The 24,606-nt window shown below is 67.8% G+C and carries 13 protein-coding genes; 5 read left to right on the top strand and 8 right to left on the bottom strand.

All coding sequences use genetic code 11. The annotated features are described in order from the left end of the window. Positions 1-69: 69 nt before the first annotated feature. The 5 genes from Poly30_RS08285 to queC are packed head-to-tail and all read right to left on the bottom strand — an operon-like array spanning position 70 to position 7,343. Complete coding sequence (locus tag Poly30_RS08285; protein ID WP_145196160.1) at positions 70-2,649, bottom strand: alkaline phosphatase D family protein; 2,580 nt, start codon at positions 2,647-2,649, stop codon at positions 70-72. A 56-nt stretch (positions 2,650-2,705) separates the two neighbouring features. Further along, positions 2,706-5,357, bottom strand: a complete 2,652-nt coding sequence (locus Poly30_RS08280) for an ABC transporter permease (RefSeq protein WP_145196158.1) — start codon at positions 5,355-5,357, stop codon at positions 2,706-2,708. Positions 5,358-5,359: 2 nt separating this feature from the next. Then, complete coding sequence (locus Poly30_RS08275; protein ID WP_145196156.1) at positions 5,360-6,100, bottom strand: ABC transporter ATP-binding protein; 741 nt, start codon at positions 6,098-6,100, stop codon at positions 5,360-5,362. A 5-nt stretch (positions 6,101-6,105) separates the two neighbouring features. Next, positions 6,106-6,612, bottom strand: a complete 507-nt coding sequence (locus Poly30_RS08270) for a nucleoside triphosphate pyrophosphohydrolase family protein (protein ID WP_145196154.1) — start codon at positions 6,610-6,612, stop codon at positions 6,106-6,108. Continuing rightward, on the bottom strand, positions 6,609-7,343 hold the full coding sequence (gene queC, locus Poly30_RS08265; protein WP_419191118.1) for a 7-cyano-7-deazaguanine synthase QueC: 735 nt from the start codon (positions 7,341-7,343) through the stop codon (positions 6,609-6,611). The genes Poly30_RS08270 and queC overlap by 4 nt, the downstream gene beginning before the upstream one ends. A gap of 169 nt (positions 7,344-7,512) precedes the next feature. Between queC and Poly30_RS08260 the strand changes: the two genes are divergently transcribed. Next, complete coding sequence (locus Poly30_RS08260; protein ID WP_419191117.1) at positions 7,513-8,685, top strand: Mrp/NBP35 family ATP-binding protein; 1,173 nt, start codon at positions 7,513-7,515, stop codon at positions 8,683-8,685. A gap of 33 nt (positions 8,686-8,718) precedes the next feature. Here Poly30_RS08260 and Poly30_RS08255 read toward each other — a convergent pair whose 3' ends face one another. After that, complete coding sequence (locus Poly30_RS08255; protein ID WP_419191116.1) at positions 8,719-10,839, bottom strand: alpha/beta fold hydrolase; 2,121 nt, start codon at positions 10,837-10,839, stop codon at positions 8,719-8,721. Positions 10,840-11,159: 320 nt separating this feature from the next. On the opposite strand from Poly30_RS08255, the gene Poly30_RS08250 reads away from it, so the two are divergent. The 3 genes from Poly30_RS08250 (at position 11,160) to Poly30_RS08240 (ending at position 16,562) form a co-directional block, all read left to right on the top strand. Beyond that, complete coding sequence (locus Poly30_RS08250) at positions 11,160-15,002, top strand: PDZ domain-containing protein (RefSeq protein ID WP_145196147.1); 3,843 nt, start codon at positions 11,160-11,162, stop codon at positions 15,000-15,002. 283 nt (positions 15,003-15,285) lie between these two features. Then, a complete protein-coding gene (locus Poly30_RS08245) occupies positions 15,286-15,624 on the top strand; it encodes a DUF3332 family protein (protein WP_145196145.1) in 339 nt (112 codons plus the stop codon). Between the two features lie 98 nt (positions 15,625-15,722). Continuing rightward, complete coding sequence (locus Poly30_RS08240; RefSeq protein WP_145196143.1) at positions 15,723-16,562, top strand: glycosyltransferase; 840 nt, start codon at positions 15,723-15,725, stop codon at positions 16,560-16,562. A 13-nt stretch (positions 16,563-16,575) separates the two neighbouring features. Here the strand turns inward: Poly30_RS08240 and Poly30_RS08235 are convergent, their stop codons facing one another. Together Poly30_RS08235 and Poly30_RS08230 are read right to left on the bottom strand one after the other, a co-directional pair. Then, positions 16,576-17,499, bottom strand: coding sequence for a DMT family transporter (locus Poly30_RS08235; protein WP_145196141.1), 924 nt, complete (start codon positions 17,497-17,499; stop codon positions 16,576-16,578). A gap of 22 nt (positions 17,500-17,521) precedes the next feature. Next, the gene (locus tag Poly30_RS08230) at positions 17,522-18,913 is read right to left on the bottom strand and encodes a hypothetical protein (RefSeq protein ID WP_145196139.1); all 1,392 of its coding nucleotides are present in this window, start codon (positions 18,911-18,913) and stop codon (positions 17,522-17,524) included. A gap of 446 nt (positions 18,914-19,359) precedes the next feature. On the opposite strand from Poly30_RS08230, the gene Poly30_RS08225 reads away from it, so the two are divergent. Next, positions 19,360-24,603: a PVC-type heme-binding CxxCH protein gene (locus Poly30_RS08225; RefSeq protein WP_419191115.1), complete on the top strand. Its 5,244-nt coding sequence runs from the start codon at positions 19,360-19,362 to the stop codon at positions 24,601-24,603. Positions 24,604-24,606: the final 3 nt, after the last annotated feature.

The following is a 24,606-nucleotide window of genomic DNA, read 5'->3' as shown; positions in this document are numbered from 1 at the left end:
TTGTGGGCGGAAGAATACAACGTCCGCCAGCCATGTCTAGCCCGCGTTCCTTTTTTTGCGCAGGGAATTTCAGCGACGCTCCGGGGACGCTCGGCGTTCGCCCCCGTCTCCCAGCGAGAATCGCACCGGCCAGCCCTCGAAGGGCGCCGCCCCTTCCGCCTTCGGGTCGACGTGACGCGGCCACGCCTCGAAGGTCACTCGACCACCGCCAGCGGCTTCGGAGTCGCGCGTCACGCGCACGATGCCATAGCCAGGAGCACGACCGTGCAACCGCTCCGGCTCGACGCCGTTCGCCCGGGGATTCGCCACGGCGAGGACGGTCATGCGATTGCCGAAGCCGTCGAAGTACCGACCCGTGTAGTCCGGCGCGTCGGTCGCGATCGGCGGCCCGGCCTGTCGCTCGGACGGGTCGGGGAACCAGCGCCGCGGCCACGTATTCGCCACCGCGGGCGACGACAGCACGAAGCCCGCGTCGTCGAAGTCGTCGACGCCGTACCTGAGCGTCGACCCGAGGTGCTGATCGCCCGTCAGGTGAAACGCGCTCGCACGGCGCAGCAGCGCCACCGCTCGGTTCCGCGGCGTCTGCGGCCAGCCGTTCGAATCCGTGTCGGCCGCGCGCTCGTCCCCCTCGACGTACTCTCCCGGCAGCGGCACGGCGAGACTCGGGATCACGCTGCCACCGCTGGCGCCCGCGGGCAGCGTCGCCACGTTCGCCAGAGGCGTCTGGGACAGGCACGCCTTGAACCAGGCGCCGCTCCGGTCGCTGGCCCACTCGGCGAGGAAGTCCTCCTGGCCCTGACCGAGCAGCACCGCGCCCGGCACGTCCGCCCGCTTCGCTGGATCGAAGCCCTCGGCCTGGAACCAGCCGTTCTTGACCTTTCCTTCCGGCACGAGGATCGCGGGCGGCGACTTGTACATTCGATCGTTCAGGATCGCGAAGCTCCCACCGCCCCACGTCAGCTCCGTGTGGTACGTCGTGATGCCGTTCGCCAGCGTCCCGATCGAATCCCTGGTCGGCGGTAGGTGCGCCACCTGCGTCCGGTGGACGGCGTTCACGAAGGCAGGTGACATCACGTAGCCGCCGCTGTCCTGGGCGCTGGTGCCCTCAGGACCCTTCATCCGCACGCCTGCATTGCCCCAGATGTTGCCGTGGAAGACGTCGTGATCGTCCGTGACGACCACCGTGGGCAACCGACGGGTCAGGTCGCCGAACGACCAGCCGTGGCGATACCACTTGTGCAGGTAGTCGTGGATCGACGTCTCCAGCGGCACGTTCGACCCGCGAGCCGGCGCCGTGAGGTCTCCCTCGTAGATCTGGTCGCCGGCGAAGTAGAGCAGGTGCGGCCCGTGCGCGGCCACGTGGTCACGCACCTCCGTGTGCGGGAACCACAGCCCGCTCTCGTTCCAGCGCAGACCGCCGGTGAAGGACTTCTGGCAGCTGAGCGAAGCGATCGTGAGCTCCTCGCTGTCGGGCTCTGCGGCGATGACGCCCTCGTAGTACGAGACGCGCTTCGCGATCTCGTCGCCGTCCTCGTCGACGGGAGCGTAGCGAACGCGGAACCGATGCTCGCGACCGGGGTCGAGCCCCTCCACCACGAAATGGAACGTCGCGCTATCGGGCACGAACTTCGCCTCGGCCACCTCGCGGAAGCGACCGCTCCCCTCCGCCAGTTCGAGCGTCGCGGTGCGTGCGTCCTCGACCCCGAGGGGCCCCGCCTGCGCGGTCAGCCCGAGTCGACCGCTCGTCTCCGGCTCGACGTCCGCGTCGACATCGACCGTGTAGTGCACGAACAGAATCGGCCCGAACGCGCGCTCGGGAGCGCTCGCCACCAGCTCGCCCGCGAGGGTCCACTCCGCGAAGCGATAGCCTCGATCCGCCCCCTCGGGGCCGCGGTGCGAAACGAGCGCGACGGCGCCGTCGAAGGCGGAAACCGGCACATCTTCCCAGCTCGCCGTCGAGAGCACTTCCCCGCCGTTGCGGGCCTCGCGCGCCGTCAGGATGAACGTGCGCCGTCCGTCGAACGAAGCACCGACGAGCTCCAGCTCCACCGGCACGGGACCCGCTGCGCCGAATCCGTCACCCGTGAACGTGACGCCGGTCGCAGGCCGGCCGAAGTCGACCAGCTCGCGGTTCGTTTGCATCACCCACTGATTCCCCCCGCCGGCTTCGATGGGCTGCTCGAAGTCGGCGAAGAACACCTTTCCGTCGCCGTCCAGGAGCGCGAGGAACCCGCCGTCCTCGGCCGAGGTCCCGTGCACCTGGGACGTCAGCCGGTAGTCCACGTGCTCGCCGCCCGCGCCGACGAGGAACCCCGCAGCGCTTCCAGCCCGGCTCCCGTCCACGGCGTCGACCTGGACCCTCGACCGGAACGACCCCTCCTTTCCATCGACGAGCCTGTGGGTCAGAAGATGCAGCGTGCGCATGCCGAACGCGGGCCGCGCCTCGACGCACTCCAGCGTTCCCTCGGCGACTCGCCAGTCCTGAAGGCGGTTGGCCCAGTGCTTCTCGCCGATCCAGGTGCGATCCTGGAGTTCGTGCCAGTCGCTCCGGAAGGTCGAGGCAGGGGCATCGGGCGCCAGCGCAAGAACGCCGCAGCCCGGGGCCGCCGCGACAAGTAGGAGAACGCCTGGAAGGAGTCTTTGCAGCATGGTGGGCGGCGCGGTCGGCAGCACGGTTGGGGGGGGAGAGAATCAGGAAGCCTGCTTCACTTCGTTCGAACGGCGCGCACGGCGTCGAACTCACGGGCTCGACGGATCGGATAGAGCGACGCGACAGCGGATACGAACACGGCGCCCGCGAACGACATCGGGATCCACCAGCCCGCCGAGGCCTTCGGCAGGCTGAGCCCCGCGATCGTATCGAGCGCGTCCACGACGAACGGGGTGGCGGCCAGCCCGAGCAGAACCCCGAGCCCTCCGCCCGCCACGCCGACCACGATGGCCTCCAGGAGCATAGCGCCCCCGACCTGGCCACGGTCGGCGCCCAGCGCCTTCAGCACACCGAGTTCGCGGGAACGCTCCAGCGTCGCGAGCAGCTGGCCGTTCAGGACGCCGAGCGAAGCGAGCCCGGCCATCAGGAGCAGCAGCAGGTCGAAGACGAAGAAGTCCCGACCGATGTCCTTCAGGGCGTAGTCGCGAATCTCCTCGCCGATCCGGTACTGGACGTCGTCGGCCTCGGGGAAGACGTCGCGGAGCGCCGCCTTCAGCACCCCGAGATGCCCCGCATCCGTCATCGGCGCAGAGTCGTCGAAGCGCACGCAGACCTCGGTTACGACGTCGCTCGCGAGGCAGAAGTCCTGGCGCATCCAGTGGTCGCTGATCACGCCGTACATGCGTTCGTCCGGGCTCGGCCAGAACCCGTACGCGTCGGAGATCGCGAGGACCTCGAAGCCGAGGACGACGCCGTTGTGGCTCTTCATCTGGACGGAATCGCCGATCGCGTAGTCGAGGTCCCGGGCGAGGCGCCGCGACAGGATGATGGTGCGCTCGGTTTCGAAGCGATCCGCGAGCGCGGCCTCCTCCGCGAAGACCCCGTAGCTTCCCATCGTCGACGAGGACATGCCGATCACGAGGAACGGCGCGAACTGGCGAGCAGACGCCTTCTCCACGCCGACGACACCCGGGAATTCGGCCAGCCGCGCGCTGAGCTCCTCGTAGTTCGTCGGGGGAAGGTTCCGTGCCCAGACCTTGTCGTCGACGGCTTCCTCCGCCCAGTTCGTGACCTCGGCGGAGAGGCTCGCCGTCATCCCGTGGAGGCCGACGAAGCCGGCGGCCACGAGGCCCAGTGCGCAGGCTGAGACGCCCACACGCGCGGGCGCGTCCTGCATGGCGCGGGTCGCCAGCCGACCCGCCAGCGGATAGAACGAGGTCAGCGGCCGAACGATCGCCGCGCAGAGCGCCGAGAGCGCCACGGGCAGCACGAGTGACAGCACGACGACGAGCGTCAGCAGCCCGACCACACCCAGCAGCACGGTCACGAGCTCCCCGGTCATCTCCCCCACGACGGGGACCAGCACGAGGTAAAGCCCCGGGACCAGCACGGCCAGGAGTCCGGCGTAGATCAGATGGAACCGGCGGGTCGCCTTCTTGTTCTGGCGCAGCGCGTCGTCCCCGCGAAGGGCGCTGAGCGTGTTCGCGCCACCGATCGCGACCAGCGGGTACACCGATCCCACGAGCGCCACGAGAAAACCGAGGAGCGCCAGCGTGCCCACGAGCCCCCACGGAACGACGAAGCCCTGGACGTACTTCCCGACGCCGAGCGTCGTGATGCCGAACTTGACCGCGACGAAGGCCAGCAGCACGCCGAAGAGCACGCCGACGAGGGCCCCTGCGCCCGCGAGCAGCACCGCCTCGGTGAAGAAGACGCGCCCGATCTGGCCGCGCGTCGCGCCGAGCGCGTGGAGGGTGCCCACCTCCAGAACGCGCTCGGTGAGCGACATCGAAAGCGTATGAAAGATGACGTACAGGCCGAGGACCAGCGCGAGCAGACCCAGCATCCGTACCCCCGTGCGGAACGCGCGCTCGTCCGCGGCCTGCCCCACGACGATGCCGCGGTTCAGCGCATAGGAGTACGTCGCGCCCAGCGAGCGCTGGAGCCTTTCGAGATCCACGCCGGGGTCCTTCACCGCCCAGAAGCGAGGTTGAATCTCGACGCCGCGATAGAGTTCGCGCCCGACCTCGTAGTCCACGACGGCCACGTTGCCGCCCGCGGCCCTGCCCGTTCCCTCGCGCGTCAGGATGCCGACCACGCGGAACGGAAGCACGTTGGGCCGGTCGGTCTCGCCCCTCGGCACGGCGACGAGCTGGCCGTCCTCGCAGCGCTGACGCGCAGCGCGCACGGGGCGCGAAAGGAAGATCTCGTCGCCGAGATCGAGGCCGAACTCCTCCACGAGATACGGCCCGATGAGCACCTCGTTCTCGGTGGCGTCCGGGGACAGGTCGGCGCCCGCCGCGAGCCCGAACTGTCCGAACGACGCGGCGTAGCGCGCTTCGATGGCGAGGAGCTGGGCCCGGGGTGAGGCTCCGCCCGCGGCGGCGCCACCTCGGCCAGCGGGGACGGTGGCATCGCCCTCGATCCCGACCATCACCTCGTTCTGGAAGAACTTGGAGGCTGCCGAGATTCCCTCCAGGCCCTCCAGCAGATCCGAGGTCGCGGTCTCGCCGCGCGCCGCCGTCAGCTCGATGTCGGGCCGGTCCTGGGCCTGCCGGGGACGCGCGTAGCCCTCGATCGTCGCGTGATCGAGCGTCACGACGCCCACGACGGTCGCCACGCCGAGGGCGACGCCCAGGATCGAGAAGAAGGTCCGGCCCGGGCGCTGCAGCAGGCTGCGCCGGGCGATCATGAGGCTGAGTCCCATGATCAGATCGAGAGGCGCTGGAGGGCGGCCACCACCGCGGTCTCGCTGACCGCGTCGCCTTCCAGCGTATCACCCGAGAGTTCGCCGTCGACGAGGAAGAGCACGCGGTGCGCGAACGCCGCGTCCCTCGGATTGTGGGTCACGAGCACGACGGTCCGGCCCTCCTCGCGATTCGCTCGCTGGAGTTCCTCCATCACCTCGCGGCCCGCCGCCTGGGCGAGGTTGCCCGTGGGCTCGTCGCAGAGGAGCAGCGGCTGGCCGCCGATCAGCGCGCGCGCGATCGAAGCGCGCTGCATCTCACCGCCGGAGAGTTCGTGGGGAAAGGCGCCGAGGCGATCCTCGATCCCGAGCTTCTTGCCGAGTTCGCGGATGCGGGCTGCGTCCCGGTCAGGATTCTGCCCTGCGATCGCGAGCGGCAGCCCGATGTTCTCCATCACCGACAGGTTCGGCATGAGGTGGAAGAACTGGAAGACGTAGCCGACCTGGTCGCGTCGCTGGCGCGTCCGCTCCTCTTCCTTCGCCTTCGCGAGGTCCTTGCCAGCGAGGATCACCGAGCCAGCGGATGGTTCATCGAGCCCGGAGAGCAGGTGCAGCAGCGTCGTCTTGCCGGAACCCGAGGGCCCCATGATGCAGACGAAGTCTCCCTCGGCCACATCGAACGTCACGCCGCGCAGGACGGGCTGATCCTCGCCGGAACCGGCGTGGATCTTGTAGAGGTCGTGGACCTGGAGCAGATTCGTCATGGGCGTCAAGCCTCTCGGTGGGCTGGGGCGTCGCCGTCGAGGAGGCGCTTGGCCCGCGTCCACGCGACCAGCATCTCGTCCATCGTGGCGTCGGAGAACGACCCGCCGAGGTCCTCCTCCATGATTCGGAAGCGCGCGTGGAATCGGTCCAGCGCGCGGTGGCAGAGGGCCTCGGGATCGAGGCCGAGGTAGCCGCCCACGAAGGCTGCGGCCATGAGGACGTCGCCGAGTTCGTCCTCGATCCGATCGCGCGCCCTGCCGGGCGGGATCGGATTCGGACTCCCCGTCATGGCGCCCTTCAGGATATCGGTCGGAAGGACCTCCTTGAGCTCCTCGACCTCCTCCTCGAGCTTGCCGAGCGCGCCGCGGGCTTCTTTCCAGTGGAAGCCCGCGCCGACGGCGCGCTGGCAGGTTCGAGCCGCTCGCTCCAGCGCCGACCCCCCGGCAGCCACGCCTTCCAGCGCGCTCGCGGGAGCGGAACTCGGGTCCGGTTCTGGCGCCGGGTCCGTCATGGTCGCGCCGCTCCGGTGGCGTAAGGAACAGGGTCGGGAACGCCCGCCTCCGCAAAGCCCGCGAGCCGCAGGATGCAGGCGTCGCAGCGGCCGCAGGCGATGGCTTCACCGTCCCGCACGACGGGGTCGTAGCAGGTGTGCGTGATCCCGAGATCCACGCCGAGTTCCGCGGCGCGCCGGACGATGCCCGCCTTCGAGAGTTCCATCAAGGGGGCGTGCACGCGGAACTTCGCGCCGCCCTCCGCGCCTGCGGCCGTCGCCAGATCGGCGAGCGCCTCGAAGGCGGCGATGAAGTCGGGGCGGCAGTCCGGATAGCCCGAGTAGTCCACGGCATTGACGCCGACGAACAGGTCGGTCGCGCCCAGCACCTCGGCCCAGCCCAGCGCGATGCTGAGGAAGATCGTGTTCCGCGCGGGCACGTAGGTGGCGGGGACGCCGTGGCCGATGGACTCGCCGGAGCGGTCCTTCGGGACGTCGATGTCGTCGGTCAGAGCGGAGCCGCCGAGGGCCGACAGATCCACCGTCACGGTGCGGTGATCCGCCGCCCCCAGAGCCTTCGCGACTCGATCCGCCGCGAGCAGCTCGATCCCGTGTCGCTGGCCGTAGCGAAAGCTCAGGGCGTACGCGGTGAATCCCCGCGCCAGGGCCTCTGCCAGCACCACCGCCGAGTCCATCCCCCCGGAAACCAGGCAGACTGCCTTCGGGGCCTCTTGTCGATTCGATTCAGTCACGAGGGGGCCAAGGATAGCGATCTCGCGTCCATCTCCGGCGGGCGGGCAGGATCCTCGGACAAATGAGGCGAAGTTTTCGGGCAGGGCACTACGCTCCCTGTCCACGAATCCGCCCGGAGAAGGGCGGTGACCCGCAGACCACCCCACGCGGCCCAGCCGCCGATTGAACGTGACCGCCCCCACCCGCGACGCCGTCCTCGATGCCCTCCGTGGCGTGATCGACCCCGACCTCAGCCAGGACATCGTGAGCCTCGGCTTCGTCACCCGCTGTGAGGTGACGGACGCCGGCGCCGTCGACGTCGTCATCAACCTGACGACCCCGGCCTGTCCTGTGAAGGACCTGATGCGCGATCAGGCGCGCGGCTTCATCGAGGCACTTCCCGGGGTCACCTCGGTCGAGATCGAGATGACGGCCGAAGTGAAGGGGCCGAGCGGACCTGCGCGGGACGCCGCGAAAGGCGTCAAGCACATCGTCGCCGTGTCCTCGGGCAAGGGCGGCGTGGGCAAGAGCACGGTCGCGGTGAACCTGGCCTGCGCGCTCGCCCAGACGGGGGCCCGCGTCGGGCTCCTCGACTGCGACGTCCATGGACCGGACGTCCCCATGATGATGGGCCTCGCGGGCAACCCGGAACAGATCGAGGTCGACGGAAAGACGAAGCTGGTGCCGAAGGAGCGCCGGGGCGTGAAGACCATGTCGATCGGGTACCTCGTGCCCGATGAGCAGCCGGTGATCTGGCGCGGGCCCATGGTCCATAGCTTCATTCGCCAGATGCTGACCGATGTCCTCTGGGGCGAACTCGACTACCTGCTCGTCGACATGCCGCCCGGCACGGGCGACGCGCAGCTCTCGCTGGCCCAGGAGGTGCCGCTCTCCGGCGCGGTGCTCGTCACGACGCCCCAGGCCGTCGCCGCCTTCGACGTCACGAAGGCGATCTCGATGTTCCGCCAGGTGGACGTGCCGATCCTCGGCATCATCGAGAACATGTCCGGGCTCGTGCTCAAGGGCAAGGTGGAGGGCGGCGAGGCCGGATCCGAGGTCTCGATCGAACTGGGCTCCGAAACGCAGAACGTCGTCCTCGAAGCGAACGGTGTGTTCCACGCGACGTTCGAGGTGTTCGGCTCGGGCGGCGCGGAAGCGCTGGGCCAGAAGCACGGTTTCCCGGTGCTCGGCAAGGTGCCCGTCGATCCGGGCGTGCGCGCCGGCGGCGACGGCGGCGAGCCGATCGTTTCGGTGGAGAAGGAAGGGCGGTCGGTGGCTGCGGACGCGCTCCGAGCGGCAGCGGGGCGGCTCGCGCAGCGGCTCGCCGTCAAGGCCTTCAGCAGCCTTCCGATCCTCGACTGATCATCCTTCGCGACTGGTCAACCTTCGCGCTGATCATCCCTCGCGCCTGGCGGCCTGCTGAAGGATGATCACGTTGCCGACGGGGTCGCGCAGCACCGTCTGCTGCGATCCCGTGGGAAGCGCGCGAATCGGAATCAGCAGCTCGGCGCCCGTGCCGAGCCTCTGACGTTCACTCGCGAGGTCGGTCACGGTCAAGAACAGGAGCTGGCCGCCGGTCACGACGCTCTTGACGTCCGGGAGGTCCGTCGCCAGCGACGCGTTCGACTGGAGCTGAAGGCGCACACCGTCCCGTTCCAGGGTGATCAAGCTGGCGGGCTGTTCGAGGTCCTGCGGCAGCCGCAGCTGCACCTGGAACTGAAGCCTCTCCTCGTAGAACGCACTGAGACGCTCCATGTCCGCATCATCGCAGAAGAGCACCGGCCTCAGGGCCGTCAGGGCCGCGGGCTCTGCTAACTTCGTCGGCGCGGCCAGCTTCTTGAGCTGCGGAACGAGCATGGTCTGAAATGCCTGCGGCTGCTCCATATGCGGCCAGAAACCGACGCCTTTCATTTCCTCGGCGTCGAAGCCTGGCAGCAGCAACTGATTGCCCTTGACGTCGGTCTTGAAGATGCTCGAATTGATGCATCGAACGGGGCATTCGATGGCGCGAACGACGCTCTTGAGGTCGCGCGTCTGGAAGTGCTTCATGAGCTTGATCGCGACCTCGGGTTGGCACCCAGCGGCGTCTTCGGCGATGGCGTCGCGGATCGAGTCCGACGTCTCCGGGTGCACCGCTGATTCGATGAAGCTCTTGAACTCCGCCGTGAAGTCCTTCTGGAACTTCTTCAGGTAGTCCTCCAGCCCTTGCGCGTCCGCGGCCCCTGCCGGGTCGACGTTGAGCTCGTGGAGGGACTCCACTCCGATCACGCCGAGCACTCGCTCGGGAACCCGAAGCGCCACTTCCAGGGCCACCTGTCCACCCATCGCGTGCCCGACGAGAATCACGTCGTGCAGATCGCGCGCCTCGATCAGTCCGGCGATGTCTCGGCCGTAGCGAGGGATGGTCCATTCGACGCGCTCCGTGCCCGGGGACTCTCCGTGTCCGAGCAGGTCCATGCTGAGAACGCGGTAGTCGGAGACGAGCGCCTCCATGTGACTTCGCCACTGGGTCCGGTTGCCGCACCAGCCGTGAATGAACACGATCGTCGCTGGACTGCGCGCCCCGGCTTCGGTCGACGTCGCCGACGAAGTCGTCGCGGCGGCGTCACCGACCTCGTACGTCATCGCCGCCCCTTCGTCCGTCGTGAACTTGCCCAAGGTGAAGGGCCCCCTGGTCGCCCCGCCCGAACCAGTCGCGCCCGAGCCTGCTGGGACCGGGTCCGCTGCGCCTGGGCCTGACGCGCCCGAGCCCGTCGAACCTGAGCCCGTCGAACCTGAGGCCCTCGAACCCGAGGCAAGCGCGGCGTCCGTAGCGTCGACGGTTCCCTCGGCCGCAGCGGCGCCGGCAGGACTTACGGGAGGCGTACCCACCCCACCTGCGCGCTCCGCCGAGCTGCCGGTTTCCGTCAGCTTCCCATCGGAAACGGTCGCGCCGAGATCTCTCGGTTCGAGCTCCGACTCGACGCCCACGGGTGGGTCCACGTCCGGATCGCGCTCGACGGCTTTCGCGTCGACCTCGGCGCTTCCACCCGTCACCGTTTCCGTGGCGTCCCCCACGGGCTCCAGGCTCGACCCGGACGACTCCTGGACCACGATGACCGAAGTCGACGGGTCACCGAGCGAGATGCCGACCGAGCCTCCGACTGAGCCTCCGACTGAGCCTCCGACCGAGCCAGTCGTCGGGCGCGGTTTCGTGTCCGTGGGGGGCTGCGTTGCCGCTGGTCCACCTCCCGGCGAATCGGCCGCGGCTCCAGAGGGCCCTTCTGCGCCCGCCGCCAGAGTTCCGTCGCTGGCGGCTTGCGATTCAACATCATCGGGAAGGAGTCTGGAATCGACGGCAGCCGACGGTCCTTCAGGCCGCACCGGCCCCGAACCGGTCCGATCCGAGGTCACGTCCGCGCCTGCTCCCGCAACGCTCGAGTCCACGTGAAAGGCGTCGTCGAGTTCCCCTGTAAGAGGCTTGTCCTCGGCAGGCGGCGGCAGCGAGCACCCGCCGAGAATCAGGCAGACAGCCATGGGCCAGAGCCCAATCTGGCCGAGGAGGGAGAAGCAAGTCTCCGGGGCGCGGTGCGGTCGCATCCTGTCAGTCTGACGCCCTGCCAGCCATGCGCAACCTCTCTGGCCCCTTCTCCGCATCGATCTCCCCTCGTGCCACGGCCGACCTCCCCGGGCCCGGCGAACGACTCAATCCGAGCCTGGATGAGTCTGTAGCTCCCCACCTCGGGCCGCGGAACCGCTGAAGCAAGGGTGAGACACAACCCGAACCGAGCCCATGCGGCTCTGGCGTTATCGTCCACGTGCGCGAATTCACCCGTCCCTCCAAGCTGACTCGACCCATGATCGATCCTATTTCATCCGCTTCTCCGGAGAGTTCCTCGCCTGGCCGCTCCCTGGCAAGGCTGGCCCTGATCGCAGCCGCCGCGCTGGCGCTGCCCTCCCTTCAGGCCCATGCTCAGGAGGCAAGTGCGCCCAGCGCGGAAGCCACCCCCGCGGATCAGGCAGAGGAAAAGGCGGAGGAGAAGGACCCGCTGCCAGAACGCGGCCCGATCGAGGTCAAGGGTGCTCTCCCGGCGGACTGGGCCGCTGCCCACACGTGGCGGTCGGTCGGCCCGGCCAACATGGGCGGGCGGATCTCCGACATCACCTCGAACCCGAACGACCCGGCCGAGTACTGGATCGGCACCGCGACCGGCGGCATCGTCCACACGACGAACGGCGGCGTGACGTACGAGCACCAGTTCACGAACCAGCGTGTCTCCTCCATCGGGGCGATCTGCGTGGCTCCTTCGGACCCCACGGTCCTCTGGGTCGGCACCGGCGAGACCAACCCGCGCAACTCCGTCTCCTGGGGCGACGGTGTCTACGTTTCGCGGGACAGCGGCGCGACCTGGCGCCATGCGGGTCTTTCCGACACGTTCCAGATCAGCACCATCGTCGTGCACCCCGAGGACCCGAACACGGTCTACGTCGGCGCCCTCGGACGCCTCTGGGGTCCGAACGAAGAACGCGGGCTCTACAAGACGGTGGACGGCGGCTACACCTGGGAGAAGATCCACTACGTCGACGAGGACACGGGCGTCGTCGAGGTCAAGATGCACCCGACGGATCCCGACACGATCGCGATCGCGACCTACGAGCGTCGACGCGACATGTTCGACACGAACGACCCCGCGATCAAGTGGGGCGACGGCTCCGGCATCTTCCTGACGCGGGACGGCGGCAAGACCTGGGAGAAGCCCACGGCGGGACTTCCGACGGGGATCCTCGGCCGGATCGGAATGTCCTGGTCTGCCTCCGAGCCGGACCACCTCTTCGCGGTGGTCGAGACGGAGAAGATCACCCAGGAACCCGACAACGCGGCCTGGTTCGGCGTCTCCATGGGAAGGTCGGACCTTGGCGCGCTCGTGAATTCCACGGAGGAAGGGTCGCCTGCGGCGAAAGCCGAATTGAAGGAAGGAGACATCATCCTCAGGATCGCGGACACCGCCATCCTCGATCAAGACAGGCTACGTCGCAAACTGCGCGACTTCTTCGCGGGCGACACGGCGAAGCTGGAGGTCGTGCGCGACGGCAAGCTCCTCGAGCTGGAGATCACCTTCGATAAGCGCCCCGCAGACGAGGAGGACAGCACCGACATCCATGGGCGCAGGCGCGAGGGACCGTTCGGCATCGGCCTCGGCGGCCAGCGCTCGAACGCCCAGGACGAGCAGGGCCCCGACGGATTCGAGTACGGCGGCATCTTCAAGTCGACCGATGCGGGTACCACGTGGAAGCGGATCAACTCCCTCAACCCGCGCCCGATGTACTACAGCGAGATCCGCGTCGATCCGAGCGATGAGCGCTACGTCTACGTGCTCGGGACCTACCTCCACCGCTCGGAGGACGGCGGCGAGACCTTCAGCTCCGACGGCCACGGGAACGACGTCCACGTGGACCACCACGCCCTCTGGATCGATCCGACCGACGGTCGGCGCATCATCCTCGGCAACGACGGCGGGATCTACGTCACGCGCGATCGCATGAAGACCTGGGAGCACCACAACAAGGTTGCGCTCGGGCAGTTCTACAACGTGACGGTCGGGCCGCGCACGATGTACAACATCTACGGCGGCCTCCAGGACAACGGCTCCTGGGGCGGCCCGTCGAGAACGACCGATGGTGGCGCGACGAACCTCGACTGGTTCCGCGTCGGCGGCGGCGACGGCTTCCGCTGCATCGTGGATCCGAACAACGCGGACCTCGTCTACTACGAGAGCCAGAACGGCGGCATGGGCCGACGTGATTTCGGCAGCGGCCAGGGCGGCTACCTGAAACCCCGCTCCCCGGGCGGCGACGACGAGGTCGAGTTCCGGTTCAACTGGAACACGCCGTTCCTGCTGTCGAACTTCAACAGCCAGATCTACTACAGCGCGGGCAACTACGTCTTCCGCTCCGTCGAGATGGGCAGCGGCCAGCGCCGGATCTCGCCGGAGATCTCCGCGACGGACCGCGGCGCCGCCGTGGCGCTCGCCGAGTCTCCGATGGACCAGGACGTTCTCTACGTCGGCACGGACGACGGAGCGCTCTGGATGACCGAGAACGGCGGCGCCGAATGGGTCGACCTGATGGCGCTGAACGGCGAGCCGGCGTTCGAAGAGGACAAGGCAAAGGCCGACGCCGTGAAGGCGATCACGACCTCTGAGTCGGCGAAGCGCGTGTCGCGCGTCCTCGAGCCGGCCGCTGCGCCCGCCGCGGCCGTGGACACGACGCTCTCGGGCACGTGGTCCTGCAAGGCCAAGGGCGAGGGCATCGACACCGACGACGACGGGAAGTTCACGCTGACCATCGAGATCGATCCACTGGGCAAGGTCACGGGCAAGATGGACTCGGATATCGGTTCGGGTTCCCTGAGCCGCGTCCGGTGGAAAGAGTCCACTGGCGATCTCGCGTTCCGCTTCAAGGGCGATGCGTTGACCCTCGAGTTCAGCGCGGACGTGGACGTCGCCGCGGGCACCATGTCGGGCACGATCACTGCGGCGGACGATGCGTTCCGCTTCGAATGGACCGGAACCCGGGACGGCGCGACCGAGGGCCAAGCTGAAACGAGCGCGAACGCCCGGGCCGCGGCGGCCACCAAGGCCGAGGCCAAGGCGGAAACGGAAGCTGAATCGAATAAGGGGTCCGAGGTGGTCGACGCCAAGGACTCCGGCGAGGCAGAAGAAGGGAAGGACGACGAAGGGAAAGAAGAGGGCGACAAGCCGAAGAAGGCCAAGAAGAAGAAGCCTGTCAAGGACACGCTCGATCAGCTCCTGCCGGGTCGCCGCTACGTCAGCGACCTGAAAGCCTCGGCGCACAAGTCGAAGCGTGTCTACGCCACCTTCGACGGGCACCGCTCGGACGACACGCTCCCCCACGTCTACGTGTCGGAGAACCTGGGCCGTTCCTGGAAGTCCCTGCGCTCGAACCTGCCCGACGAAGCCGGCTCGGTCCGTGCCATCCTGGAGGATCCCGAGAACGAAGACCTCCTGTACCTCGGCGCCGAGTTCGGCGTCTTTGTCTCCATCGATCGCGGTGAGTCCTGGACGCGCTTCAACAGCAACCTGCCCACCGTTCCTGTGCACGACCTCGCGCTGCACGAGGAGCTCAACGAGCTCGTCGCAGGCACCCACGGACGCAGTGTCTGGATCGCGGATGTCTCGGCGCTGCGCCAGATCGACAAGGAGGTGCTGGAGGCGGACGCCACGCTGCTCGAGCCGACGGACGTGCACATGCGCGCGCGCGGGAAGGACCGTGGCACGATCGGGCTGCACGCCTTCCAGGCGACGAACCCGACCGAAGGCGCGGCGATCTATTACTCCTTCACGAAGAAGCCGAAGGACGCGACCCTGGAGATCCTGGGAGCGGGCGGCAACGTGGTCGCCACGCTGGACGTCGCCGAGGATCGCGGACTGCACCTGGCGCGCTGGGACCTGCGCCAGTCCAGTGGCGCCCAGGAGAGCGGCCGACGTCGCCGCGCCCGCCGGGTAGGCCCGGGCGTGTTCACGGCTCGTCTCAGCGTGAACGGTACGGTGCAGACCCAGACGTTCGAGGTGCACAACGACCCGGAGCAGCAAACGACGGAATGGATCGCGTTCGAGGACGAGGAGGAAGAGCTGCAAGCCCTGTTCGAAGCGAACTCCGCCGAGGCCGAGCGAGACTGACCTTTCGGCCAACATGAGCGGCCCTTAATGCGGCCGAGATGGGCCTCTGTGTCCGTCTCGGCCGCATTTCCATGAAACAGGGGGCCAGTTCCAGCGAATGACTCCCGAACCCATCCACAGGGCACGCGGGAGAGCCGCGAATTTCCGGCCACATGGGCCGAATCGCCCAATCGAGCCCCCCGATCTTCGGCGGGCTCGGCTATCGTCTCTCGCCCATCCCCCCCCGAATCACTGATTTGGAAACCCCCTCGGCCGCGCACCCGCGTCGGCCGCAACTAACGACATGAAGCGTTCACTGCTGATCGCCGCCCTTGCGGCCACTACTTTCGCCACGACGTCCTGCCAGTCGGGTCCCAAGCGCCTCAGCCGCACCTGGGACACCTACGTGAACCAGAAGTACTCCGAGGATTCCTGGATCCACGGCGCCCTCCTTCAGGACATCCTTCCGGCTTACCCGATCGTCGGCTTCGTGGCCGCCATCGGCGACACCCTGATCCTGAACCCGATCCAGTTCTGGTCCAAGGACGCCTGGGACCGCGTCGGCACCGCCTACGAGTACAAGCAGGTCAGCGGCGCAGAGCGCACCGTGACCGGCTGGAAGCCGAGCGAGCTGGACGGCTGATTTAGATCTTCTGATCTGAATCTGTCCGGCGGAAGCGGACGCAGTTCTTCGGAGCTGCGTCCGCTTCTCTTACATTGCGGTTTTACGATACGCGCTCCATGCCTCCTTCGATCACAGCGTCGGTCATCATCGCGACCTACAACCAGCCGCGCGAGCTGGAGCTGGCGCTCGTGGCGCTCCTGCGCCAGAGCCGCCCTCCGCTGGAGGTGATCGTGGGCGACGACGGCTCGCGTGTGGAGACGCGCAACCTCGTGCAGCGCTACGCGGCGGACCTGCCGTTCCCGCTCCACCACGTCTGGCAGGAAGACGTGGGCTATCGCAAGGCACGCGTGATGAACGAATGCGCTCGCCGCGCGCAGGGCGAACAGCTCATCTTCCTGGACGGCGACTCGTTCCCCCACCCCGAATGGGTGGCGGATCACCTGGCGAGCGCCGATGGGCGCCACGTGCTTTGCGGAAGGCGCGTCAAGCTCGGCCCCGAGCTGTCGCCCGCCGTCACGACGGACCAGATCATGCGCGGGAGCTTCGACAGCTTCCTCACCCCCACTCTGATGCGCAGCAGCCTGGCGGGCGACACCAGGCGCCTGGGCCTCGGCGTCCGCCTCCCCCGCCCGATCGCACGTCTGCTGCATCCGCGCCCGCGCAAGCTGATGGGCGTGAACTTCAGCCTCCCGAAGTCGGCCTTCGTGGCCGTCAACGGCTACAACGAGGACTGGAACGTCTACGGCCACGAGGACCGCGATCTCGAACTGCGTCTGATCCGTGCCGGCATCCCCAGGAAGGCGCTGCTCAACCGGGGGATCGTCTTTCACCTGCATCACACCGAGCGCGAGAAGTCCGAAGAGACGCTGAGGCTGATCCGCGAAGCGGAAGAGTCGACCGACGTGCGCTGTGCCCGCGGGTACGACCTCGACGTGGCCTTCGACCCGCACGGCTGAAGCGCCAGGGGCGCTACGGGCGTGCCCGAGGAGCCGAGGGAAGCAAGACCGCAGCGCCGACCCCGCCGAGCACCAGCACGGACGCCACCGCGAAGCGGACGCCGGGCTCTTCCCCGAGGAAGACCATGCCGCCGAGCGCCGCGAGCACCGGGACGAGCAGCTGCACGGCGGCAGCGCTGGAGCGCGAATGACCTCGTAGCGCCGCGTACCAGAGCGCGTACCCCGCGCCCGAAGTCAAGGCCCCCGAGGTCACGCTGAGGAGGACGCCGCGCGTGGTCGCCCGGGCATCGTCCCCCCACAGCGCGTACGCGCCAAGAGCCAGGCCGAAGGGAACGCAGGCGACGAAGTTCTGCGCCGTCCGTCTGACGGGATCGGCGGAGCCCCGTCCAAGGAGCGTGTAGAAACCCCACGCCACGCCGGCCAGAACCATGAGGACCGCTCCTGCCCAGTCGAGCCGGTCTCCTGAGCTGGCCGCTGAATTGGCCGCCGACGGTCCGACGAGCACCACGATCCCTGCGATGGCCGCCAGGAATCCGCCGACCTGGGCCGCGCTCATGCGCTCGCCGCGCGCCAAGGCGACACCCAGCATCAGGATCTGAACGGTGCCGAAGAGAATGAGCGCGCCGATCCCGGCGGGCACGGTCACGTAGCTGAGTGAGAACGTGAGCGCGTAGGTGGCGAGCATGAGCGCTGGCCAGCCCGCGGATCGCCAGGGTGACCGCGGCGCGGTCTCGCGCACGGGAAGCGCCTGCTTCGATCCAGCAAGAAGGAGCAGCGGAGCGAGCACCAGCGCCCCCGAGAGCAGCCGCAGCGCCGTGAACGCAGGCGCGCCGATCGCACCTGCGCCGTCGCTTCCGGGCAGGAGCGCCATGCGGCAGAGAATCGAATTGCCAGCGAACGCGATCAGCGTCAGCGCGGTAAGGAGGCCCGTTCGCATGGGGCTGACGACCGGCAGGAGCTCACTGATCTTCGAGCCAGGTGAGGAAGCGCCACTCGAGTCCGGCGCTTCCGTCGAGCGTCGTGAGCGGCTCCTGGTAGATCTCCTGCACGGCGTTGTCCAGGTTCACCTCCCTCTCGAGCGAGAGCTTGGAGAGAAGCTGCTGGAACTTGCCCCTGGCCACCTCTTCACTGTCGCCTTCCGATCCGGTGTTGCGGAGCCAGTCGAGGAAGCAAGCCTGGTAGGAGCGGAAGAACTCACGGTAGTCGTTGAGGTACTCCGGCTCCGGATAGGGCCGCTGCGTCGCGGGCTGCCCCAGGAACGGCGCGGTCACGGCGATGTGCTTTCCGGTGGGCGACGTCAGCTCGAAGTGGGCTTCGGGCCGCTTGAAGAGGTCGCGCTTGTTGTCCTTCTTCGCTCGCTTGCCGCCCTGCTTCTGACCCGCCTCGAGAGCGGCGAAGAAAAGCCCGCCGGACTTCGTCTTGCGCCAGTGGCTCTCCTGAATGGAGTCGAAGCCGATCGCGGGAATCGCCGGCAGCGTTCCGCCGTTGGAGTTACCCCCTGGAACGAAGCGCTCGTAGGGTGCCGTCGTCGCGCCCGTCGAGCTGATCGAGCCTTCCCCGTCGATCGTGTTGGCCGCGCCACAAACGGCGATGGTCATGTGCACCGCGAGGCCCTTGTCCAGCAAGGGAAGGTCCATGCGGTTCAGCGTCTTCGTGAGGAGCGCGGCGGCTGCCTGCTGGACCACGAATTGACGCTGACCTTGCTTGTCGAACTTGTTCATCGACATGCCGAGCTGGAACTTCGGATCATCCGTCCACGGCGAGTACTCGAGGGCGACGACCATGGTCTGGTCGATCCAGAGCTGCGTCCACTCGGCGGTCCCCGAGTGCCAGGCCGACTGGCGAACGGCAGGAGAGACCATACCGCCGTAGCCCACCATCTCCATGAAGCTGAGTCGGGTCGGGCAGAAGACCATCCGGATGTCCTGGATGAACTGCGGGGTGACGGCCATGGTCTCCTCGTCGTAGATCATCGGCGCGAGGCGCGCGGAGGCCTCGCGAACGCCCTCCCCGGCCTCCATGAGATCGAAGAGAGAGCCTCCTTCGCCCTTCGACACCTTCTTGAGATCGCCCTTGCTCCAGCCGTCGACCCAGTCCGTGAGGACGAGCATGTCCTTCTGCGCCGCCTCCAGGGTGGCCGGCTCCCTGGCGAAGCGCTTGAACCACTCGCCCTGGAGGTCGAGGACCGCCTGAACCACCACCTCAATCTCGCCGCTGCGCTTGTCCCCGAAGAAGTCGAGGGGAAACGAGAGATCGAACGCGCCCGCTCGGAGCGTCGCGTAGCGCCTGGCCAGCACGTCCTCCAGCGGACAGGCGGCACCTCCTGAGCCCTCGGGGCAGTTCTCTTTCACGAAAGCCTTCCCAAGTTCCTCGAAGGGGACATCTTTCTGCTGAGAAGGCGCCGCGCTGGATGCCAGGGAGGTGAGCGCAAAGAGTGAGAGGAGTGCGAAAGCGCGAGCGCAAAGAACGTGCATGGAATTCCCTTTACGGGCGGACGACGGGTGAAGAGTCAGGGGCGGGGGAGTGGGCATGTTAGAACCACAGGGCCGCTGAGGTTACCGATGAACGAGCAACCGCTCTGTAAACGATGAGCGGCGCGTCAGGGGCGAGCGCAAAGGTGGCCATCACGGGGTCCTGCGCGAAACGGCGTTGTCATCGAAGGAACGGAGAGCAGCGCCGCGCGACCTCCGAGAGATCACGGCATGCCACCGGAGACAACGCGACTCTCCAGGTAAGCGCACGGTATCGGCATCGCCCGATCGCGGCGATACCCCGAAGGTGGGGTATAACGTCCTTCATGATCCTCTCATCCCTGACGCTGCTCATCCTCCCGGCAACGGCCTGCCCGCAGGAAGCCGGGCCTGAACTCGCGTGGGGAGCCCATCGCCTCACCTCGGAGTTCTTCGGGGAGGGCGCCACCTTCGGCGACTTCAACCGCGACGGCGCCCCTGACGTGGCCTCCGGACCTTACTGGTACGAAGGACCTGGCTTCGCCGAGCGCCACGAGATCTACGAGCCGAAGGCCTTCGACGTCGCAGGGTACTCGGACCACTTCTTCGACTGGAGCACCGACATCGACGGGGACGGGTGGCTGGACCTGTTCGTCATCGGGTTCCCGGGGCAGGAGGCCTGGTGGTTCCAGAACCCCGGCGACACGCCCGAGGGCGAGGAGCACGTTCACTGGAGGCGCTCGGTCGTTCACGACGCGGTGGACAACGAGTCGCCCGCCTTCACCGACATCGACGGGGACGGACTGGAGGATCTCGTCTGCCATTCCCAGGGCCTCATGTGCTGGTTCGGGCGCGACAAGGCGGATCCGTTCGCTCGGTGGACGCGTCACGACTTCTCGCGCAACCTCGGCCTCGGGAAGTTCACCCACGGCATGGGCGTCGGCGATCTCAGCGGCGACGGCCGCCCCGACGTGCTGCTGAACTTCGGCTGGTTCGAGCAGCCCGAGAGCCTGGAGGGCGACCCGGAGTGGACCTTCCACAAGCAGACGTTCAGCCCCGACTACGGCGGCGCTCAGATGCTCGTCACCGACGTGGATGGCGACGGCGACCAAGACGTGATCGGAAGCCTCCGCGCCCACTCTTATGGCCTCTCCTGGTTCGAGTCCATTGCCGAGGACGGCGCGCGCACGTTCGTCGAGCACCCGATCATGGGTTCCAAGGAGGGGGAGCACGACTGCCCCATGGCGGTGTCCGAGCTGCACGCGCTGGACCTCGTCGACGTCAACGGGGACGGGCTTCTCGACGTCGTCACTGGCAAGCGCTACCTCTCCCACGGCCGTCGGGAGCCCGGTTCCTCGGATCCGCCCTACCTGATGTGGTTCGAGCTTCGGCGCTCCGAAGGCGACGCGGTCGCGTTCCTCCCCCACCTCATCGACGACGCGTCTGGCGTCGGCACGCAGATCGTCGCCGGCGATATCGACGGCGACGGCCGCACCGATGTGGTCGTCGGCAACAAGACCGGCACCTCCGTGCACCTCCAGCGCGACGCTGGCTCACCGACTGCCCGCGTCGTCACCGTGCCAGCCCCGGCAGCTCCTGCGCCGGACGAGCGCTTCCCCGCCGGTGCGATCGCACCGCGCGGCACCGACGGCAAGCCGCTGAACCTCGACTTCGAGCGCGGCGACCTCTCCGACTGGACCGTGGAAGGCGAGGCCTTCGAGGGCCAGCCGATCCTCGGCGACACGGTCGCCGAGCGCAAGGACATGAACAGCGCTCACCACGGCGCCTACTGGATCGGAGGCTACGAGCTCCACGGCGACAACAAGACCGGCAAGCTCACGTCCGCTCCCTTCGTCCTCACGGAGCCCTTCGCCGCCTTCCTGATCGCCGGCGGCCGCCGTCGGCAGCTCCACGTCGATGTCGTCACCCAGGAGGACGGCGTCACGATCGGCACCTCGACGGGCTACGACCACGAGACTCTCCGTCCGACGGTCCTCGATCTGACCGGTCATGTGGGCAAGGTGGTCTTCCTTCGAATCGTCGACGACCTGACGGGCCACTGGGGCCACATCAACTTCGACCACTTCCGCCTCTACGCCGAGCGTCCGGAGTTCGCGCCGGGCCTGGAGCTGTCCAGCGTGCCGGACGAAATCGAGAACGCGGGGCTCACGCCGCAGGAAGCCGTCCGCGCGATGACGCTTCCCGGTGGCTTCCAGGTCGATGTCCTCGCGGCCGAACCGGATCTGCACCAGCCGATCGCCTTCACGTTCGACGAGCGGGGACGCATCTGGGTGCTCGAGGCCTACGCCTACCCCTTCAAGCGCGAGGAGGGCGAAGGCGAGGACAAGGTCATCATCTTCGAGGACGCGGACGGCAACGGGTCCTACGAGAAGCGCACGCTCTTCGCCGACGGGCTCAACCTCGTCAGCGGCATCGAAGTCGGCTTCGGCGGCGTCTTCATCGGCGCCGCGCCGGAGCTTCTCTTCATTCCTGACGCGAACGGCGACGACGTCCCGGACGGACCGCCCGAGGTGCTGCTCGACGGCTGGGGCTACGAGGACACCCACGAAACGCTCAACGCGTTCACCTGGGGCCCGGACGGCTGGCTCTACGGCTGCCACGGCGTCTTCACCTACTCAGATGTCGGCAAGCCAGGTACGCCCGATCACGCGCGGGTCCCGATCAACGCAGGCGTCTGGCGCTACCACCCGACGCGCCGTGACTTCGAGGTCTTTGCCTGGGGTACGAGCAACCCGTGGGGCCTTGACTTCGACGACCACGGGCGCGCCTTCGTCACCGCCTGCGTGATCCCCCACCTCTTCCACCTCGTGCCTGGCGGCCGCTACCAGCGCCAGGCAGGCGATCACTTCAACGATCACATCTACGCCGACATCGGCACCGCCGCCGATCACCTGCACTACCTCGGAGACCTGCCCCACGACGGCAACGGCGTCTCGTCCGACGTGGGCGGCGGACACGCGCACTGCGGCGCGATGATCTACCTCGGCGGCGACTGGCCTGACGAGTACCGGAACAACCTATTCGTCAACAACGTCCACGGCAACCGCGTGAACCGCGAGATCCTCGAGAAGGATCGTTCCGGCTACGTGGGCAAGCACGGCCAGGACCTCCTGCTCGCCAACGACTTCTGGTTCCGCGGGATCAACATGCGCTACGGCCCCGATGGTTCGGTGGTGCTCATCGACTGGTACGACGAACAGGCGTGCCACTACCCCTCCGATGAGATCTGGAACCGTACCAACGGACGCATGTACCGGATCTCGTACGGGGACCTCGACCCCGTCCACGTGGACCTCGGTGCTCTGAACGAGTCGGAGCTGATCCAGCTCCAGCTGAACGGGAACGACTGGTACGTCCGTACGGCGCGGCGCCTTCTGCAAGAGCGTGGGCTCTCCGGCGCGGGCGTGGCCCAGCTGCGTCTGATCCTCGACGGAAACGAAGATCTCACGCGCAGGCTCCGCGCGCTCTGGACCCTCCACGCGGCGGGCGCAACCCGCGGCGAGTCGGGCACCGATCTCCTGCTGGAGCAGCTGAAGAGCCAGGAGCCCGAGCTTCGCGCCTGGGCCATTCAGCTCGCCTGCGAAGACCGCGCCCCCTTGCCGCGATTCCTGCTCGAGATGCAGAGACTCGCGCCCGAAGAATCGTCGCCGGTGGTTCGACTCCACATGGCCTGCGCGCTGCAGCGCCTGCCCTTGCCCTACCGCTGGAACCTCGCTGACAGCCTCGTCCAGCACGCGGTCGACGCCGGAGATCAGAACGTACCGTTCCTTCTCTGGTACGGAATCGAACCGCTTGTGGCGAAGGATCCCGCGCGCGCCATGGGCCTCGCCGCGCGATCGAAGCTCCCCGTGATCAAGGACTGGATCATCCGCCGCGCCGCCCACGAAGAGGACGGCCGCGAGACGATCGTGGCGCTGCTGGCTCGGACCTCGGACGACGCCGAGCGCCGCCAGATCCTCGGAGCAATGATGGACGCGATCGGGCAGCGCAGCCGGCTCGACATGCCCAGGGGCTGGAGCGATGCGTACCCGTCGCTGGCCAAGAGCGAGGACGACCGCGTCCGCGACACCTCGCTGGTGCTCGCCGCGATGTTCGGTGACCCGGCGGCCTTTCCGGCGCTCCGCGCAGCCCTGGCCGATCCGAACGCGCCGCTGGAGCGTCGCCTCCTCGCCGTCGCGAGCCTTCGAGCCGGCAAGGACGTTCCGTCACTGCCTCTCCTTTGCGATGCCCTCGCGGATGAAGACCTCCGGTCCGCAGCCCTCAAAGCGCTCAGCGTGTTCGACGATGCGCGGGTCCCCGCGGCGATCCTGGAGCGCTTCGAGTCTTTCGACGAGGGCGAGCGCCGGGACGCGATCGCCACACTGACCTCGCGCGCCGACTCCGCGCTCGCGCTCCTCGACGGCGTCGAGAACGGCATCGTCGATCGCGCTGCGATCACGGCCTACAGCCTGCGGAAGATGAGCGCCATGGAGAGCGACGCCCTCAGCGCCCGGATCGAGGAGGTCTGGGGCACCGTCAAGCCCGACGAGAGCAACGTGATGGAGCAGATCGCGGCGTGGAAGGAAAGGCTCACCGAGGAAAGGCTCGCGAGCGCCGACCTGGCTCACGGACGCGAGGTCTTCAGCCGCACGTGCCAGCGCTGCCACTCCCTGTACGGCGAGGGACTCGACATCGGCCCCGACATCACGGGTGCGAACCGCTCGGACCTCGACTACCTGCTCCACAACATGGTCGCTCCGAACGCGATCATCCCGAAGGAGTATCAGATGACCGTGGTGCTGACGAACGACGGCCAGCTCCTGAACGGAATCGCCCTCGAGGAAGACGACGAGACGCTGACCCTCCGCGGTGAGAACGAGGACGTCTTCATCGAGAAAGCGGACATACAGGCGCGCCGGATCGATCCGAACTCCCTCATGCCCATGGGACAGCTGGAGACGCTCGCCGAGGACGAGGCCGTCGCGCTCGTCGCGTACCTGCAGAGCGAGCGCCAGGTGCCGATGCGCCTCACCGAAAGCGGCCTCGACCATGTCTTCGACGGAGAGACGCTGGCCGGATGGATCGGCGACGAGGACCTCTGGAGCGTCAGGGAAGGTGCGATCGTCGGAACGACGCCGGGCATCGCCTCGAACGAGTTCCTCATCAGTGACTTCGAGGTCGGCGATTTTCGCCTGATCGTGGACGTCAAGCTCGATCCTGATGGAGGCAACAGCGGGATCCAGTTCCGTAGCCACCTCAACGAGGAGAGCGGCGTGGCCGGCTACCAGGCCGACATGGGCGTGGGCTGGTGGGGCTCGCTCTACGACGAGCACGGCCGCGCCATGCTCGTCCAGGCCGAGGACGTGCCGGTCGAGACCGGCGACTGGAACACCTACGAGATCCTCGCCGTCGGAGATCGGATCCAGACCGCCATCAACGGCCACCTCTGCGTCGATTTCACCGACCCGGAACCGACGTACCGCGGAATCCTCGCGTTCCAGATCCACTCCAGCGCGAACCCCTTCGAGGTGAGCTTCAAGGACCTGCGGATCGAACTCGATCCCGAGCCGATCCTGAAGACGGTGGAGTGACCG

Source organism: Saltatorellus ferox (genome assembly GCA_007751475.1).
In the GTDB taxonomy this organism is placed as follows: Bacteria; Planctomycetota; UBA1135; order UBA1135.
This window is presented reverse-complemented; position numbering and strand designations above follow the sequence as displayed.